This window comes from Mesorhizobium sp. NZP2298, from assembly GCF_013170825.1.
GTDB lineage: Bacteria > Pseudomonadota > Alphaproteobacteria > Rhizobiales > Rhizobiaceae > Mesorhizobium.
Genome location: NZ_CP033365.1, coordinates 6847670 through 6862289, shown reverse-complemented (window position 1 = coordinate 6862289; position 14620 = coordinate 6847670). Strand labels below are relative to the sequence as shown.

13 protein-coding genes are annotated in these 14620 nt (G+C 58.9%); 10 read left to right on the top strand and 3 right to left on the bottom strand.

The window, feature by feature from the left end; translation table 11 throughout:
- Window positions 1-5: 5 nt before the first annotated feature.
- From EB231_RS32615 to EB231_RS35790, 3 genes are all read right to left on the bottom strand, one after another.
- Window positions 6-1454 carry a recombinase family protein gene (locus EB231_RS32615; protein WP_246740817.1) on the bottom strand — a complete coding sequence of 483 codons (1449 nt, stop codon included), beginning with the start codon at window positions 1452-1454 and terminating at the stop codon, window positions 6-8.
- 304 nt (window positions 1455-1758) lie between these two features.
- On the bottom strand, window positions 1759-2310 hold the full coding sequence (locus EB231_RS32610; protein WP_246740816.1) for a helix-turn-helix domain-containing protein: 552 nt from the start codon (window positions 2308-2310) through the stop codon (window positions 1759-1761).
- Window positions 2280-2660: a DUF5372 family protein gene (locus tag EB231_RS35790; RefSeq protein WP_445299335.1), complete on the bottom strand. Its 381-nt coding sequence runs from the start codon at window positions 2658-2660 to the stop codon at window positions 2280-2282. The genes EB231_RS32610 and EB231_RS35790 overlap by 31 nt, the downstream gene beginning before the upstream one ends.
- A 43-nt stretch (window positions 2661-2703) precedes the next feature.
- Here EB231_RS35790 and tnpB point away from each other — a divergent pair, with 43 nt between their 5' ends.
- From tnpB to EB231_RS32555, 10 genes are all read left to right on the top strand, one after another.
- Window positions 2704-2859 (top strand): IS66 family insertion sequence element accessory protein TnpB, encoded by a 156-nt coding sequence (gene tnpB, locus EB231_RS35785; RefSeq protein ID WP_172352419.1) that lies wholly within the window; start codon window positions 2704-2706, stop codon window positions 2857-2859.
- Window positions 2860-2927: 68 nt separating this feature from the next.
- A complete protein-coding gene (locus EB231_RS35780; protein WP_172352418.1) occupies window positions 2928-3527 on the top strand; it encodes an IS66 family transposase in 600 nt (199 codons plus the stop codon).
- 175 nt (window positions 3528-3702) lie between these two features.
- A complete protein-coding gene (locus tag EB231_RS32590; protein WP_172352417.1) occupies window positions 3703-4953 on the top strand; it encodes a methylaspartate ammonia-lyase in 1251 nt (416 codons plus the stop codon).
- Between the two features lie 20 nt (window positions 4954-4973).
- Window positions 4974-6125, top strand: a complete 1152-nt coding sequence (locus tag EB231_RS32585; RefSeq protein ID WP_172352416.1) for a CaiB/BaiF CoA transferase family protein — start codon at window positions 4974-4976, stop codon at window positions 6123-6125.
- A gap of 127 nt (window positions 6126-6252) precedes the next feature.
- Window positions 6253-7155, top strand: a complete 903-nt coding sequence (locus tag EB231_RS32580) for an HpcH/HpaI aldolase/citrate lyase family protein (protein WP_246740815.1) — start codon at window positions 6253-6255, stop codon at window positions 7153-7155.
- A 126-nt stretch (window positions 7156-7281) separates the two neighbouring features.
- On the top strand, window positions 7282-8208 hold the full coding sequence (locus EB231_RS32575; RefSeq protein ID WP_172352415.1) for a LysR family transcriptional regulator: 927 nt from the start codon (window positions 7282-7284) through the stop codon (window positions 8206-8208).
- 199 nt (window positions 8209-8407) lie between these two features.
- Complete coding sequence (locus tag EB231_RS32570; RefSeq protein WP_172352414.1) at window positions 8408-9841, top strand: NAD-dependent succinate-semialdehyde dehydrogenase; 1434 nt, start codon at window positions 8408-8410, stop codon at window positions 9839-9841.
- A 6-nt stretch (window positions 9842-9847) separates the two neighbouring features.
- Entirely contained in the window at window positions 9848-11389 is a 1542-nt protein-coding gene (locus EB231_RS32565) for a fumarate hydratase (RefSeq protein WP_172352413.1), read from the top strand.
- 460 nt (window positions 11390-11849) lie between these two features.
- On the top strand, window positions 11850-12347 hold the full coding sequence (locus EB231_RS32560) for an Lrp/AsnC family transcriptional regulator (protein ID WP_172352412.1): 498 nt from the start codon (window positions 11850-11852) through the stop codon (window positions 12345-12347).
- A gap of 160 nt (window positions 12348-12507) precedes the next feature.
- Window positions 12508-13914, top strand: coding sequence for an aminotransferase (locus EB231_RS32555; RefSeq protein ID WP_172352411.1), 1407 nt, complete (start codon window positions 12508-12510; stop codon window positions 13912-13914).
- Window positions 13915-14620 lie beyond the last annotated feature (706 nt).

Below are 14620 nucleotides of genomic sequence, written 5' to 3'. Positions count from 1 at the left end.
GGCGATCAATCGATCGCGGATTGCATCGTAGTCGCTCGGTCTTCGCGCAGAGCACTCACTCTTTCTTCTCGTAGATCAGACAGCATGCGCAGTTTGTCGTTCCATTCGCGTTCAACGGTGTCGGCAACCAGGCGGTTGTTCGGATCGACCAGCATAAACCGCCGCTGTGCAAGATCGGCATCGATTTGGGCGCGTTCGACGGCACGGAGCCGGAGTTTGTCCGCTTCGTCATAGCGCGCTTCGATCTCTTTTCGGATCTCCAGAGCTAACTCCACGGCGGCGGGCGTCATTTCCGCGGCGATCAGTTCACCGATCGCCGCGTCGACGGGCCAGCCTGCGATCGACTGGCAGTGAGGCTCACCCCGAGAGACGTAGGCGCGGCTGCAGACGTACCAAGTGTCCACCTGGCCGCGCCGGGTGACGTAACGGGCCCTCATGTGACAGCCACACCGCCCGCATATGACGCGACCCTGCAACAAAGCCGCGCCTTCGCGCGGTGGCGAGACGCGCGCGGTCTGGTAGCCTAGGCCATTGGTCTCGAGCGCCTTGAGGTTGTGCTGGAACTGCTCCCAACTGATATAGCCGGGATGGGCGTCCGGGATGCATGCGAGCCATTCATTGGGCTCCCGCTTGCGGAACTGTTTCTTTCCGTCGACGGTTCTGCGGTAAAGACACTGACCATAGGCATAGACGCCCGCGTAGCGAGGATTGTGCAGCGTGCGTAAGGCCGCCGATGTGGTCAGCGGTTGGAAGACCACCCGCTTGCTGTTGCGGAACCGGGATGGGAAGAGCAGACCTTCCCTGGCAAACGCCTTGACGGTCTGCGTAGCCGACCCGACCCGCGAGAACGTCTCGAAGAAGTGGGTGATCATCTCCCGGATCTGAGCGTCTGGATCAAGGACCACACCGCCAACCTCATTGTAAATGAAGCCGGTCGGAAGGGGACAGCGATATTCGCCGCGGCGTGCTTTGTTGAGAATGCCACCGCGCAACCGGGCTTTGATAACGTGCAACTCGGCCTCGCTCATCGTGCCCTTGAGGCCCAGCAGAAGCCGGTCATTGAAGTTGGCCGGATCGTAGACGCCATCTTCGTCGAGAATGAGCGTGTCGGCCAAAGCGCAGATCTCCAGCAGCCGATGCCAGTCCGCGTTGTTTCTGGCGAGGCGAGATACTTCCAGGCCCATGACGATCCCCGCGCGCCCCATGCCGACATCGGACACCAAGCGCTGGAAGCCTTCGCGCCACGCCGCTGAAGCGCCGGATTCGCCCTGGTCGCTGTCGATGACGGTGATCTGGTCGTCGTGCCATCCAAGCCCGATCGCGCGACCACGAAGATCGTATTGACGCTTGGTGCTTTCGACATTCTCCATGACCTGTCGCATCGATGACTGTCGGATGTAGAGGTAAGCGCTCCGCTCGAGATGATGCGATTGGACCTTGAGCTTTTCATTCATGCTGTTCTCCGTTCAGGGGCCGCCATCACGATGGCGGCGAGCAAGTGGATGATTGTGCGTCGCTCGGACGTTTCGTCTGCGATAGGCAGCCTGGCGACAGGCGGCGAAGCCGCGGGTGGGGACCAGCCCGGCGCACGCAAGATCGCGCTAACCCAGGCCCACATGCCGCGATGCAGAAGGATGCTAAGACCACTGCGTGCCTCCACAGGGAGCGCGGCGCCAAGCGCGGCGGCGCGCAGTATTTCGTATCGCTCCGTGGCGCGGGACAGCATCGGGCACGGCAATTGCGCACCACCACTGATGGTTACGCCGTTTTTTTTACGCCGAGCGCACGCTCGATTGTTCTGGGGTGGACATCGAGGCCGAACTCTGTCCGGATCCGGTTCGTCAGTTCGCGTGCCCGAATGGGCTCGCCTGGAACCACCTGGGCCCTGAGGAAGGTCAGCACTTCGCTTTGGATCTTGTGCGGGCCATGCGGGCCGCGCTTCCTCGGTACTAGGCCGGCCAGACCCGCGTCCTCGAAGTCCGCCTTGGCCTGGTAGAAGGTCGGCCGGGAGACGCCATATTCGTCGGACACCTCCGTTACCGACATTTTGTCGACGGATACGCGCCGCAGCATCTCGTACTTCACCTGCACGATGTCGCGCGGATCGAAGAAGCCGTCCTCCCGGAACTTCTGGTCGCCGATTTTTTCCGGGGCTGGATTGAGCGTGCCATCCGCGGCCAGGGCGCTGGCCTTCGATTGCCTGTGCTTGACGCTGTCCGACACCTGCGCTGCTCCCGATGTCGACTCAATTGACGTAATTATAAATATGCCGTGCAAGGCTAAACCGTCAAGCGCGTCTCTGTCGACCAATCGCATATGATTCCCGCAAATCTGGCACATTCAACGAAGGCTCCACGGGTTTTGTGGCGTTCAACGTCGGCAAAAATTCCTTTACAATCTTGCGGTGTTTCGCGTCTGCGTTGCGATATGAGGCGCTCTACGAGACCGCTGAGTTCCGGTAGGTCGGTGAGGCTGCACAGTGCGCGCCCGTTTCCCGCGACAACCTCAAGGCTGGGCACTGCTGCATCGGTCCATTGCGGCGGAACAGAGCAAATCCGGCCATCGTCAAAGCGCAGCAGCAACAGCTTGCCCGCTCGGTTACCGCGCTTCCCAATGCAGGCACCGCGCTGCCCGGAATAGGGATGAAAGGGGTGAGTCACCGTCACAAACTGCAACGGGGACGATGAACCACCTGCATTCCCAGTGAGCTACAAGCGGCTTACCGATGGTTGTTTTGCCTGGCCAACCACCAAGGAGCAGGTCTCCGTGTCGCTCACCAAGGCGCAGCTTTCGCTGCTTTTGGACGGGATCGACTGGCACCGGCCGAGCAAGATTTATCGACCGCGTTTGGCTGGCTGATTTTGATCGCTTCTTGTTGATTTTGTGTTGATTCTTCTTCCGTAACGAGGGTCTTTCGGGTATAGGTTTTGGGTGTCGAAACAAGCTCCCTCAACGCTGATTTCTTCGCCCGGATTGCGCTTCTGGGAGCGGCCGTTTCTGCCCGTGACATCACCATCGCCCAACGCGATGAGCAGCTTCGAAGAGAGCGCGCCGAGGCGGCACTTCGCATCCAGCGCCTGCAGCTGCAGATCGATCGCTTCAACCGCAAGGCCTTCGGCCGTTCGTCCGAGAAGCTGGGCCAGATGCGGCTCGAACTCGAGGATCTCGAGACCGATTTCGCCGCCAGCGGGCCGATATCGAGCTGCCCATCGTCGCTGACACCGACAAGGTGCGGGTGTTGCCGGTGCGCAAGCTCAACCCCAACCTGCCGCGCACGCGGGTCGTTCGCGAGCCGTTGTCCCGTGGTCCCTGCACTCCAAGAGGCCGGAACATCTACCGGCGTAGTGCGGAACCTTCAGGTTGGCGTGCCTATTCTCGGCCTTTGCCTCGGATACCAGCGTATTGGAAGCGTTTCGGCGAGCGTGTCTGCCCGCACGTCGCCTATGCACGGGCGATATCCGCATACAGCCATGGCTCTTTCAACTTTACGCTCGTTTCGGCTCGAAAGACCACTGTTCTCAGTATAATGCGTTAGAGCGACAGAGTTTTCATTAGGGCGGGTACCAGCCATCTGAAAACGCGATGGTACTGTCCGGGACATTATATTGGCGAACTCAACGCCAAGTGGCCATAGTTGGCAGGTAGTGGATCAAACGGCATCCGCCGAGAACGCCATCCGGAAAAAGAATTGAGCGAAGCGAAGTGCAGATCAAAGATGTCCTCCTCGCGCCTGGCAATGGCGCATTTTTCTATGACGACCAGGCTGCAATCAGGGCAGGCGCAACCCAGGACGGTTTCATCTATGTCAACGAACCGACAACGCCGGGGTTCACGTCCATTCGCATTCCGGCATCTTCGCTCAGCATTGGGCTCGTCCTTGCCGACGACACCGTTGTTTGGGGTGACATGATGAACGTCCAGTACTCTGGTGCCGGTGGACGCGATCCTCTGTTTGACACCGATCTAATCTCAGATTTAACGTCACGCGTTATCGCACCACGGCTTCTTGATGTCGATGCCTCTCTGTTTTGTGATTCTTGCGCGAAGGTTTTTGAACCCGTCGAACATCAGCGGTTACCGCTCGCTGTTGAGTATGGCGTCAGCCAGACGCTTCTTCGCGCGGCCGCCCATATTACGCGCAAGACGATGGCGGAAACCGTTTGTGCGGAGTTTGATCTGCCACTGCCAACGCGCAGGGTCCCTATTTACTGTCAGGGCGGCGATGCTCGCGAAGTCAACGTAGACAAGATGATTTTGAAGTCGGTGGATGTGCTCCCCCACGGCCTGATCAACTCACGGGCAAAATTCGGCGCTCACGGCCAGACCTTCATGGAGTTCGTTAAGTGGGTTGCAAAGCGCACCCGCGAAATCGGCCGCCCGGGGTATCATCCGGTCTTGCATTTCGATGTGTATGGCTGGATCGGCCAGGAAATCGGCCTGGAGCCGCAACGGATCGCCGACTTTATCTGCAAGGTTGCAGACACCGTCCCGGATTTCACGCTGAACGTTGAGTCCCCCGCGGATTTTGGTTCGACGCAAGCTCAAATTGAGAACTACGCCAAGATTGTATCGATTTTGGACAACCGGGGTTCCAACGCACGCATTGTCGTGGATGAGAGATGCAATACGCTTGAGGATATTCGGCTCTTTGCCGAAGCGAAAGCCACGCATCTCGTCCAAATCAAGACCCCCGATGTCGGCTCAATTGCCGATACGGCGCGTGCCGTTCTCCTCTGCAAGGCGAACAAGGTGGGAGCTTATGTCGGAGGAAGTTGCACGGAGACGGATCTCTCCGCCCGGGCTTCGGTTCACGTATCGGTTGCGACACAGGCGGACATGATGCTCGCAAAGCCCGGAATGGGAGTCGACGAGGGATTCTCGATCGTCGGGAACGAACAGAACCGGTTGTTCGCGATGCTGAACCGTCGTCGGGCTCAAAACCGAAATCGTTAGTTGAAAAGCGCGGGTGCCGCATGCAGAACAGCCTTGAGGGGATCACCGTCGTTGCCGTGGAGCAGGCCGTGGCCGCGCCCTATGCATCGTCTCGGCTTGCGGACGCCGGCGCCAGAGTCATCAAAGTCGAAAGGCCCGAAGGGGACTTTGCCCGAAACTACGACAAGCTGGTACGGGGACAGAGCGCGTACTTCGTCTGGCTCAACCGGGGTAAGGAGTCGGTTTGCCTGGACCTAAGGTCAGAGGCAGATCGTGCCGTCCTGGAATCACTCATCGCCGTGGCTGACGTCTTTATCCAGAATCTAAAGCCGGGCAGCATCGAAAAACTGGGTTTCGGGTCTGCGGATCTCCGTCGAGGTTTTCCGCGGCTGATCACCTGCGACATCTCTGGGTTCGGGGAGACAGGGCCGTATTCCCACTTGAAGGCTTACGATCTCATCGTCCAGGCCGAAACAGGTCTATGCGCGATCACCGGCACCCAACAAGGGCCTGCGCGTGTCGGGGTATCGGTTTGCGACATCTCGGCAGGGATGACAGCACATAGCGCCATTCTTCAGGCGCTCTATCACCGCGAGGTCACCGGCGAGGGGGCAAGCATCCAGGTGTCACTGTTCGATGCCGTCGCCGACTGGATGAATGTACCGGTTCTGCAACACGACCACAGCAGCTACCACACAGTACGCGCCGGTGTGAGACACCCGTCGCTGGCGCCGTATGGCGCCTATCGTTGCGCCGATGGCAAAGACGTCATCTTTTCGGTTCAGAATGACCGCGAATGGGTAAACTTCTGCGGAGAATTCTTGAAGCAGCCGGAGCTCACACGCACACCTGGTTTTGCCGATAATATGGAGCGCCTCGGTCATCGTGCGCAACTTGATGAGATCATTGAACGGCGGTTTTCCGAACTGTCCTGCCACGAAGCAATGCAGGAGCTTGAGGCGGCCGGTCTGGCATATGGGCGCCTTAACGAAGTGGCGGATGTTTCAAAGCATCCCCACCTTCGTAGGGTCGAGATTGGCACGCCCGAAGGAACTGTCGAGGCGATAGCGCCGGCGGCGATCTTCAACTCGGAGCGCCCCTCGCTTCGCCCCGTTCCGGCTCTTGGCGCTCATACGGAGACTGTCCGGGAAGAGGTTCTGGGGCGTTTGCGCGAAAGAGCCGCGTCAGCGTGAGCGCGCATCTTGTCGGTAAGGTGCGCGCGCTCGCGACGGAGCGTGCCTGCTTGCCATCGCAGTGCATCGGCCGCCCAGCAAGCTCGCTGCCACCGCCCTCGCTAAAATCGACCGCGGAGGCGACTCCATGATCAGGGACATCGTACCGGCCGTTGAACGCGCGATGTCTGTACCCCGATGGAAATCCCTGCTCTTCGTTCCCGCTCACGTTCCGCGCTTTGTGGAGACTGCTCATGAGCGCGGTGCAGATGGCGTCATACTCGACCTCGAGGACTCCGTTCCCCAGGATCAGAAGGGTGAGTCACGGCGGCAGCTTTCTGCATCCGTGGCAAAGGCGGGCCGCATGGGCAAATCGGTTTTGGTCCGCGTGAATCGTGGTTTGCGCGCCTTGGCGGCCGATCTCGATGCAGCCGTAATGGAAGGTGTTGACGCCCTTGTTCTTCCCAAGGTGGAGTCGGCAGAGTGGGTATCAGAGATCGCGAATGCGGTATCGGACCTTGAACGAGAAAGAAATCTAGCGCTGGGACGCATCCGGTTCCTCGCCCAGATCGAGACGCCAACCGCGTTGCAAAGACTCGCGGCCATTGCGTCGGCCCATCCCAGGATGGTTGCAATGGCGCTTGGTCCTGAAGACTTCAGTGCCGCTGTCGGCGGCGCCCCGGATTTTGACCTCCTCTTGGCGCCGAACCTTTCCGTTCTTTTTGCCGCCCGTGCGGCCGGGTTGCTCCCGCTGGGCTTCATAGGGAGCATCGGCGAATTCTCGGACACTGGTAAACTTCGTGAAGCTGCGGCGCATGCGCGGCGGCTTGGCTTTGCCGGAGCTTTGGCGATCCATCCGACACAGGTGGCCATATTCAATGAGGCTTTCTCGCCAAGCGCACAGGAAATCGCATGGGCCCGCTGTGTCGTCGCGGCGGAAAGCGATGCCGTCGCCCGCGGGCTGTCTGCATTCGCGGTGGATGGCAAGATGATTGACCCGCCGGTGGTGCGGCGCGCTCACGAAATCCTGGCCCTCGCCGGCAGCAACTGACCTACCTCCGGTCAATGGTCGACCGGGAACCTTCCCGGTGTGGGCTCGGCAAGTATTACTTGCTCGCCATCTTGTTTCGAGATAAATACGAAGGGACTGGGGAGAGTGCCTCAGTTGGGTTAAACCGTGGATATCAGGCAGTTAAAATACTTTGTCGGCGTAGTGGAAGCTGGCAGCTTCACGAAGGCAGCTGCGATCCTTAACGTTGCTCAAAGCGCTCTAAGTCTGCATGTGCGTCAATTGGAGGAAGGATTCGGCACCCAGCTGCTGGTACGCGACAGAACGGGCGTCAGCGTCACGGCGTCCGGTGCAAAATTGCTTGAGCGCGGTCGGAGCATCCTTAAGGAAATTCAACTCACTGAGACGGAACTGACCAACACGGTGGCTGCTCCTTCTGGAGAGGTGACCATTGGCATTCCGTCCGGAGCCGCTCGCGTCCTTAGCGGTCCCCTGCTTGAATCCATAAGGAGCGAATTGCCGAGGATCTCACTTAAGATGATCGAGGGCATGACGGGACCGCTGGAGGAGTGGATGGCTGCTGGCCGCTTCAATCTGGCTGTCCTCTACCGCACTGCCGAGAGCGTGGGGCAAATGACGGTGCTGGCCCGCGAAGAGTTTTGCCTGGTGGTGCCGCCGGGTGAACCGCCTTTCGAAGAGTCGATACCGCTCGCCGACCTGCACGAGTTTCCGCTGGCGGTTCCGATGCGCAACAACAATGTCAGGCGTTCGGTGGCTGATGTCGTTGCGCAACATGGTTGTGTGCTTGACGTAAGATTCGAAGTCGACTCCCTTTCTACGATCATCAATATGGTCATGGAAGGAAAGGCCTATTCTATTCTTACCCCGTCAGCCATTCAGAAAGAGGCGTCTCAAGGCCAAGTCCGGACGGTTAAAATCATTGATCCAGTGATCACCCGTTCCGTTGTGCTTGCCGTCAACCCGAAAGATGAGCGCTCTCCAGCCGTTTCTGCGGTCCGCAAGCTGATCCCCAAGGTCGTCAGGACATTGATCGAGAGCAGGCACTGGTCGGCCACGGCTCCGGACCGGGCTTAGGCACATCCTTCAAGCCAAGTTCCGGGAGCTACCGCTCCTCCGCGACTGCCTGAGCCGTATCAATCTGTATTCGAGATGGTTTTGGTCGATATTCCATATTTGACCGGGCGTGACCATTGCGATGAAACTGCAGAGAAGCGAGACCATGGTCCGGATATAGGCTGGTCACTGGCAGGAATACAGTCAAGCGGAGAATGCGATGTCCAACGCCACGAGCTATCAGCTTTTCATCAATGGCAGGTGGCGAGCTGGTAGTGACGGAATTACTCTGCCGGTAACCAACCCGGCGACAGAGAAGGTATTTGGCTCGGTGGCCGCGGCTTCAGCGTCGGATCTGGATGAGGCCCTCGCTTCTGCAGAACGCAGCCGCCGGGCTTGGTCCTCACGGCCTGCAAAAGAGCGCGGCGAGATCCTTATGGCGGCCGCCAGGATCCTTGCCACGAAGGTGGGAGACGCAGCGAAGGATTTGTCGGCCGAACAGGGAAAGACGATTGCCGAAGCGACAGGTGAGTACGCGCGCGCTGTCGAAACACTGGAGTGGAACGGCACCCACGCCGAAGAGCTGTCGGCCCCTATTCCGATGGGCCCGAACCGGATGATCGTACCGGAGTCCCTTGGCGTCGTTGCTGCCTTCACGCCTTGGAACTATCCCGCCGTTCTCATCGCCCGCAAGCTCGCCCCTGCTTTGGCGGCAGGCTGCCCGGTGATCCTCAAAGGAGCTGAAGAGACACCAAGCGCGGCTGTCCATTTCGTCGCGGCCTTGCGACAAGCGGGTCTCCCGGAGGGCGTAGTCAATCTCGTCTTTGGCGTTCCGGTGCAAATATCCCGGCATCTCCTCAGCTCGCCGATCGTCAAGGTTCTAACTTTCACGGGCTCTACCGAGGTTGGAAAACAGCTCGCCAAGCTCGCCGCGAATAACTTGCAGCGGTGCATTCTTGAACTCGGTGGGCACTCCCCGGTCGTTGTATGCGAGGATGCCGACCTGGCAAAAGCTATACCGGCAGTCACGGAATACAAGTTCGAGTGCGCGGGTCAAAGCTGCAATGCGCCCAGCAGGATCCTCGTCGCGCGGACCCTCTATGAGGAATTTCTGTCCCGGATGACGGAAGCCGCTCGCAAGATCAAGATCGGCCCACCGGACGACCCGGCGACGGAGATGGGCCCAATGGCGAACGCACGCCGAGTCGAGGCCATGCATCGTCTGATCGAGGATGCGGTCGATCGCGGCGCCCGCATCGAAACCGGCGGCACCCGCCTCGACCAGCCGGGTTTTTACTGGCCACCGACCATCCTGACAGGGGTGCCAAAGGATGCGAAAGTGCTTCATGATGAACCGTTCGGGCCGATTCTCACCGTGGCGCCGTTCGACACGATCGAGGAGGCGATCGAAGAAGCCAACGCCACTGAGTATGGCTTGGCTGCCTACTTCTTCACCGGCGCCACCGATGCGAAACGGGCGCTGATCGGCGGTCTTTCGGCAGGCGCGATCAGTGTAAATTACCTGAAAGGGGTTTCCGCAGATGCACCATATGGTGGCGTCAAACAAAGCGGCTATGGATATGAGGGGGGCGAGCAGGGATTGCGGAGCTTCCAAAGCCTGAAATTGGTCAACGGGCTTGGGTCATTCGGATGAGATTCGGTGAATAAAAAAACACGAACCATTGCCGGCAAGGATATTACAAAGAGCGTCGGCGACGCCCTTCAGTACATCTCGTACTACCATCCCCCTGACTACATCCGGTACCTTTCGCAGGCATACGCGCGCGAACAGAGTCCGTCGGCTAAGAACGCCATCGGGCAGATTTTGCTGAACTCTCGAATCGCGGCCTTCGGCCGGCGCCCGATCTGTCAGGATACCGGTCTTGTGGTGGTCTTTGCAAGAGTCGGCATGGGCGTCCGCATCAAATCAACGGCCAGTTTCGCCGACCTCGTGAATGAGGGCGTCCGCCAAGCATATCTAGACCCCTACAATCCCCTTCGACCATCGATCGTCTCGGATCCGCTTGCCGGGCGGGTGAATACGCGTGACAACACGCCGGCGGTCATCCACGTCGACCTTGTGCAAGGCAACCAGATTGAGATCACCATCGCCGCAAAAGGCGGCGGATCGGAAAACAAGGCACGTTTCACCACCCTTAATCCCAGCGCGTCCGTTGCCGACTGGGTGGTCGACACCGTTTCGACCCTTGGCAGCGGATGGTGCCCACCCGGCCTGATCTCGGTCGGCATCGGTGGTAGCGCTGAAAAGGCGATGCTGCTGGCCAAGGAGGCCATGAACGAGCCTATCGACATGTCGGAGCTGCTCGCCAGGGGGTCGTCATGCGCGGAGGAGGCACTCCGGATTGAGCTCTATGAACGCATTAACGCGCTCGGTATCGGAGCCCAGGGGCTCGGAGGTCTGACAACCGTCGTTGATGTCAAGGTTGCAACCTATCCTACCCACGCCGCGTCCAAGCCCGTGGCGCTCATTCCGCAATGCGCCGCCAACCGGCACCTGACGTTTACCTTGGACGGCTCTGGACCCATCAGGCTTGAGCCGCCCGACCTTACCGAATGGCCCCAGATCGGTGAGGATTTGCACACAACCAGCGTCCGGCGGGTCAATCTCAATACGCTCACAAAGGAAGAGACGGCATCGTGGCGCTGCGGGGAAACCCTTCTTTTGTCCGGAAAGATGCTGACGGGCCGAGACGCTGCCCACCAGCGAATGGTCGATCTGATCGATGCCGGCAAGCCGCTCCCAGTCGATCTGCGGGGACGCGTGATCTACTACGTCGGACCAGTCCGCGCAGTGAGGGATGAGGTGGTCGGGCCGGCTGGCCCGACAACCTCCAGCCGCATGGACGGTTTTATTGAAAAGATTCTCGCCGAGACCGGCCTATATGCGATGGTCGGCAAAGCGGAGAGGGGCCTGGCGGCAATCGAGTCGATTGTGAGACACAGAACGCCCTATCTCATCGCAGTGGGTGGCGCTGCGTACCTGATTTCAAAATCGATCAAGGCGGCACGGATCGTTGCCTTTGAAGACCTGGGCATGGAAGCGATCCATGAATTCGAGGTGCAGGACATGCCTGTCATCATGGCTGTCGATGTTGAGGGAAACTCCATTCACAATTCCGGGCCTCTTGAGTGGCGCAAGCGCATGGCGGCCGACAGCATCGCGCGCAGCATCGGCGTTTGAGTGTTCCCGGCTGCCGATCCGGCCAGACTCCCGCCCCGCAACGGTAACACAAGCGGTATCGTTTGGCGCCCAGCTCCTCGGCGAGCCAGATAAGAAAGACCTTCAAGTCTTCAAGTCGCTCTCGATGCCAAATGCGCGGATGTGAATACTGCATCGATCATGCCGGCCATGGAGGCCAATCAGCTAAGCTGCGAAGATGCAAAAAAGTGCTATGTATTACGACGAGGTCTCCGCCAATTACCCCTCTTCAGTTGCGTCATCGCCCCGTTAGGTGGGGCGATAGCCAACTGCTTCTATAGCCTTTCCATGAATCGAACTCCCTCACCTGCTTTCGACAACCCCACACTGGCGCGTTGGGAGCCGAGAACGGATACCGTCTACTACATTTGGTCGCTTCAATTGATGATAGAATTGGTCGGCGCTAATTGCGCTGTCGATCACGGCTTGAGAGCAAAAGGTCATGAAGTCGAAACTCGATCCTGTGCGACTAGACGCTTGGGACGTCCGGATTCTCTCAGAGATTCAGTCAGACGGTCGGATTTCGAAAAGCGAGCTCGCAAAGCGTGTTCACCTTTCGGCTTCGGCCTGTTCCGAGCGGCTCCGTGTACTTCAAGTCGCAGGGATCATTGAGGGGTTCTATGCGCGATTAAGTCCAGCCCTCGTCGGGGGCATGGTTTTTGTGATGGTGGAGGTGGTTCTGGATCGTCATCGTCTCGAGGATCAACGACACTTCGAGACTGCGATCCAAGAGATTCCGGAAATCCTGGACTGCTGGGCTATCGGGGGGCGGATCGATTATCTGATGCGCGTTTCATCTCCTTCCATGGCTGCGTATCAGGATTTCATGGAGGGATTGCTGCAGGCAGGCTTGGGGATCGACCAATACTACAGCCTTGTCGTGACGAAACCAGTGAAATCCAATTCACCGATCCCCTTGTCCACCCTGAGGCAAAGATAAACTCCCGAAGCCTTGATTTCCGCGGTGATCGGTGCCGATTCCGCGAATTCGTCGGCAAGAGACGTGCATTCCCGCGAAATTCATGAGGTGTTTGCCGGTATGCTAATTGCTAAGGAGGCGGCTGAGTGTCCTCCGCCGACTGATCGCGGGGAGAGGAACGATGCGCTTGAGCAATCTGGGAACCGAGCAACTCCGGGAGAAGGATCGAAGCTTCGTCTTTCATCCGTCTACGCACTTAGCCAAACACAGTCGCGGCGAGACGCCAAACCGAATTATGGCCGGCGCCGAAGGCGTGTACATCTGGGATACGGACGGACGAAAGAGCCTTGACGGTTTTGGAGGGCTCTACTGCGTCAATATGGGATATGGTTGCACGGAGATTGCCGACGCCATTGCCCGGCAAGCGCACGAGTTGCCGTTCGCCCATGTCTATGCAAGCCAAGGAACTGAGCCAGTCGCCCTCTTGGCGGAGGCGGTCGTCGAATATTTCGGTCAGAACATGCGAAGGGTCTATTTTGGCCTTTCCGGCTCCGACGCCAACGAAACCAACGTCAAGCTGGTCTGGTACTATAACAACATTCTTGGCCGGCCTGAAAAGAAGAAGATCATCTCGCGGCATCGCGGATATCACGGGTCCGGGCTGGTCACCGGTAGCCTGACAGGCCTGCCCTTCTTTCACGATTTCTTCGACCTGCCTCTGAATTTGGTGCGCCATACAACGACGCCGCACCATTACCGGCAGGCGCATGATGGCGAAAGTGAGGAATCGTTCTCCAGGCGCTGTGCTAACGAACTTGAAGCCCTTATCCTCGCCGAAGGCCCGGAGACGGTTGCAGCTTTCATCGGAGAGCCGGTACTTGGGACCGGGGGCATCGTTCCGCCCCCGAAGGGATATTGGACTGCGATTCAAGGGGTGCTTGACAAGTACGATATCCTTCTTATTGCCGATGAAGTCGTCTGCGGCTTCGCGCGAACCGGGGAGAAATTCGGTTCCCATCTCTATGGCATGCGTCCGGATTTCGTGACGATAGCGAAGGGCTTGAGTTCCGCCTACCTGCCCATCTCCGGGTCAATTATCGGCGATCGCGTTTGGTCGGTCTTGGAACAAGGAACTGAGAAGCACGGCCCACTCGGCCATGGCTGGACATATTCCGGTCACACGCTTTGCGCGGCGGCCGCCCTTGCCAATATTCAATTACTAAAAGAAAGAAACATCCTGGAACATGTTCGGGATGTCGGACCGTACTGGCATGCCCGCATGAAAGCCGAACTGGAGGGACATCCCATTGTTGGCGAGGTTCGCGGCGTCGGCATTCTATCCGCCGTGGAACTGATGCGGGATCCTAAAGAACGGGTACCGTTCGAGCCCGGACTTCAGGTCGGCGTGCGCGCCGCCGCTGCTCTGTTTGAGAATGGTGTGATCGGCCGAGCCATGCCGCAGGGCGATATCCTCGGCTATGCCCCGCCACTGATCATCACCCGAGATGAGATCGACATCATCGTCGACGCGACGGCCAAATCGGTCGATACGACTTACCGCGCCCTGAAGGCCGAGGGCGCGCTTTAATCCTGACAGAGCCGGTGGATGCCGCAAGGATTCCCGGCAATGAGTCAATTTTCCCGGGCACTCGCTTCCGCGCAGCACCCGATCGAGGTTTGGGCGGAGCGCGCGCCCGGTAAGGCGCGTGGAGTGTTGAAGGGATGCCTCTGCCCTTTCGCCGCACTTTCGGCACTGAATGTGGAGCGTGCCCAACGATGAAACAGAACAAACCATTGCGGAATCCAGAGGCGAACTCGCTCGCGAGGCCATGACCTGCCGCCGCCGTCTGGTCGCCACGCGGACGCGACCTAACGGCGGCGCGCCCTGCCGGTGTCCTCCCCACCGGCGCAGTTTTCAAGGCGCTGGATGGGAGTGCTTGCAGCGCATCCATGATCAAAGGCTAGAAGGAGAGTGACCGCATATCCGAATGGCACATCGAGCTTCTGCATCTCCGCTAGCTTAGCTAGAGGTGCCGGGCTCGATCTAGGCGGTTTTTTAGCCGAGGGGAATCCAGCCCTGCACGCCCGGCCACGAACTCCCGTCCGAAGGACCTAAGGAAGAACAGGATGAATCGCCGTCGCCCGCGCATGCTTCGAGAATGCGGCCGATTTCTTTAATAGTGCCCGCGGTTTTTTTGCTGCAGAGCGGGTAACAACCCGAGAATCACCAGCGGGTACATATGCCGATTTTGCCCTCTAACTGTCAGATGGGTTCAATCTCGAAACAGTGTTTG